This window comes from Streptomyces sp. NPDC060209 (genome assembly GCF_042728155.1).
In the GTDB taxonomy this organism is placed as follows: domain Bacteria; phylum Actinomycetota; class Actinomycetes; order Streptomycetales; family Streptomycetaceae; genus Streptomyces.
Genome location: NZ_JBHWZS010000512.1, coordinates 1 through 3266, shown reverse-complemented (window position 1 = coordinate 3266; position 3266 = coordinate 1). Strand labels below are relative to the sequence as shown.

Genomic DNA, 3266 nt, shown 5'->3' with positions numbered 1-3266 from the left:
GTGCTGGAGGGGGTGCGTGCCCGCGCCGTTTCCGTTCCTGCGGCCGGTCAGGGAATGCGTGGAACCAGGCGCTCCGGGCCGTGCATGAGCTCGCCCCTCAGCGCCTTCTGCAGCTTCAGGTCCTGAGGCGTGAGCTTCTGCGGCCCGCCCCGTGGAGGGACGCCGCCGACACGTTCGGCGGGTGCCAGCGGCTGCTCGTACTGGGTGGGGGCCGTGTGCAGCGTGAAGGCCGTCGCGCCGATGAGCAGCACCCCGAAGCAGAGCGCCGCCCGGGTCCAGAGTTCCGCGACGCGCTCGCCGGCCGCGCGGACCGCCGGGGCCGGTGGCGGTGCGGGTACCTCTTCCGCGAGGGCGAGTGCGCCGAGCCGTTCGTGGAGCGGTGCGGACCCGTCGCCGGGATCCGCGGGATCCGCCGGCCCGGGCAGCCGCTCGGCGACGGCGGCCCGTGCGTTCAGCAGCCTGCCGGCCGCCGCGGGAGTGCTCGCCTCCGTCTCCGCGGCAGTCTCCGGCAGCCCCAGGCCCACGCCGTCGTGGAGCAGCAGCGTGCGACGGTACGAAGGCGGCAGGCCGAGCAGCGCGTCGAGCAGCGCACGCCGTGCCGGGTCCTCGGGCAGCGGGTCGGCCCGGCGGTGGCTGCGGCGCAGCCGGTGCCAGGGCGACATCGCGTACTCGTACGAGTACGCCCGCACCCAGCCCGCCGGATCGCGGTCCCTGGCCACCTCGGGCCAGCGCTGCCAGGCGATCCGGAAGGCGTGTTCGACGGCTTCGCGGGACAGCTTCCGGCGGCCGGTCAGCAGATACATCTGGCGGGTCAGGCCGGGTGCGGTGCGGCCGTACAGGGCGTCGTACGCCTCCTCGGCCGTGAGGCCCTCCCGGGGCTGCGAGGCGGGGCCGGGCCCGTCCGGCCCGGTCGAATCCGGCGCGGGCTCGTCCGGGGCGATCGCGTCAGGGGCGGGGGCGTCCCGGGCGGGCGTTTCCGGTGCGGGGGCGGTCCGGGTGCCCATGGTGGGTTCGGTGCCGGGCTCGGTCGGGGACATCGTGCTGCTCCCGGTGGCTTCGACGGAGGGGGGCGGCGCAGTGCGGTGCTCGGGACAGCCGATCAGCCTGGCGTAGGCCGCGCGCCGACGGCCCCGAGGGCTGGTGCGCCCCGTTTCCCAGGCGCGGACGGTGGCGGACGTGACGCCCACGGCCGTGGCGACCTGTTGCTCACTCAGTGCCCTGGCCTCGCGCAGCCTGCGGCGCTCCTCGGGGGAGGGCAACGGGGCGGCGGGGGCGGGACCGGTGGTGCTCCGCGTCATGCCCGGCCTCCGTCCCCGATGGCACTGCACCGGGTGAAAAAGTACATAAACGTATATTGGGCGACACAGCGGCCATTCGCCCGTTACACGAAATAAGCGCGTGTCGTTGGCAGCATGGCGGCGTGACCCAAGTGACCGAGCGCAGCCCGATGTTGCCGGCCGAGCGGAGCAGGTCCGCCGCACTGGCCTCCGCCTTCGTGCGCGGAGTGCTCGCAGCGGGACTCGGACTCGGCTCGCTGGCCGTCCTGGTCATGATGCTGTGGATCAGTTCTCCGTACCCCGACAGCGGACCCGGCGGGGCCCTCCATGTGGCCACCGGGCTCTGGTTGCTCGCCCACGGGGCCGAACTCGTCAGAGCCGACACCGTGGGCGGTCACCCCGCGCCCGTGGCGACGGTCCCGCTCCTGCTGGTCGTACTGCCGGTGTGGCTCGTGCACCGGGCCGCCCGGGACTCGGCGGAGACCGGTGGGAAGGCTTCGGGCGGGCACTCGGCGGCCGGGGCGTTCTGTGCGGTGAGCGCCGGATACCTGCTGGTGGTGCTGGCTTCGGCGGCGTACGCGCGGGGCGGGGGGCTGCCCGCCGACCGGGCCTCGATCGCCTTCCCCGTCACCGTCGTGGTGGCCGGCGCGGCCGCTGCGGGGGTATGGGCGGCGCGTGGCCGCCCTCTGACCCCGCTGCTGGTCTGGGCGCCACTGAGGGTGCAGGAAGCGGCCGCCCGTTCCAGGTTCCGGTCCGGGGCAGGTGTGGCCCTGCGATCGGCCGCCGCCGGTGTGCTCATGCTGCTGGGAGGCGGGGCGCTGCTGGTCGCGGTGGCGCTGGTGTGGCATGCGGGGGCGGCGAGGGAGTCATTCCTGGGTCTGTCGGGCGACTGGGCGGGCCGGATCTCCGTCCTCCTGCTGGCGACGGCGCTCGTGCCGAACGCGGCGATGTGGGGTGCCGCCTACGGTCTCGGGCCGGGATTCGCCCTCGGTACGGCGTCCATGGCCACCCCGCTCGCATTCACCGGACCTCCCGCGCTGCCGGACTTCCCGCTGCTCGCCGCGGTGCCGTCGCACGGCCCGGGGACGGGGGCGAACTGGGCGGCGGCCGCGGTGCCGGCCGTGGCCGGTCTGGTCGTCGCCCGGTTCGTCGCACGGGGGGCGGTTCCGGTGCGTGGCGTCCGCGAGGAGGCGTGGGGTCAGGGCCGGACGGCCCTGGTGGCAGGGCTGGCGGCCGCGGGCTGCGGAACCGGCGCGGCGGTACTGGCGGCGGCGTCGGGTGGCCCGCTGGGCACCGGGGCCCTGGCGGAGTTCGGCCCTGTGTGGTGGCTGGTCGGGCCGGCCGCTCTCGCGTGGACGGCCGTGATCGGTGTACCGGTGGCGCTGATGCTCAGGGCGTGGCGGCTCAGGGAACACCGGTGGGGATGGCGGCTGGACGCGCTGAGGGGGGAGCCGGTGAAAGTGGTGGAGCCGGGGCCGGATCCGGAGCAGGCAACGGACAAGGAGCCAGGGGAATCGGGCGGGCAGGCGGAACCGTACGACTTCCTGTCGGCCGACCCGTGGCATGAGGACGGGGCGAGGGAGGCGCGCTGGGCGGCGCTCAGGAAGAAGTCGGGCGGGCTGATGGCGGACTTCTCGGCGAAGGCGAAGGCGAAGGCGCAGGCGGACCCGGAGCCCGTGCCCGGACCGGCGTCGGCCCCCGCGCCGGTGTCCGAGCCTGCTCCTGACTCCGCGCCCGCTGCCGCTCCCGTCCCCACACCTGACCCTGCTGCCGCTGCCGTCCCCACACCTGATCCTGCTGCCGCTGCCGCTCCCGTCCCCACACCTGATCCTGCGTCTGCAGCCGCTCCCGCATCCATGCCTGATCCTGTGTCTGCTCCCGCCTCCGCGCCCGCCTCCGAGTCCGTGCCGGAGCCCGATCCCGCTCCCTCCGCCGGTCCCGTCTCGGGGCCCGATACGCCGACCGGCCGGGTTCCGGATGCCTCTGGGC

The 3266-nt window shown here is 75.3% G+C and carries 2 protein-coding genes; one reads left to right on the top strand and one right to left on the bottom strand.

Translation table 11 applies throughout. The annotated features are described in order from the left end of the window. Nucleotides 1-47 precede the first annotated feature (47 nt). Nucleotides 48-1298, bottom strand: coding sequence for a helix-turn-helix domain-containing protein (locus tag ACFWFI_RS42005; protein ID WP_387401115.1), 1251 nt, complete (start codon nt 1296-1298; stop codon nt 48-50). A gap of 149 nt (nt 1299-1447) precedes the next feature. Here ACFWFI_RS42005 and ACFWFI_RS42000 point away from each other — a divergent pair. After that, nucleotides 1448-3266, top strand: a 1819-nt coding sequence (locus ACFWFI_RS42000) for a cell division protein PerM (RefSeq protein ID WP_387401117.1), incomplete at its 3' end; no start/stop codon positions are given.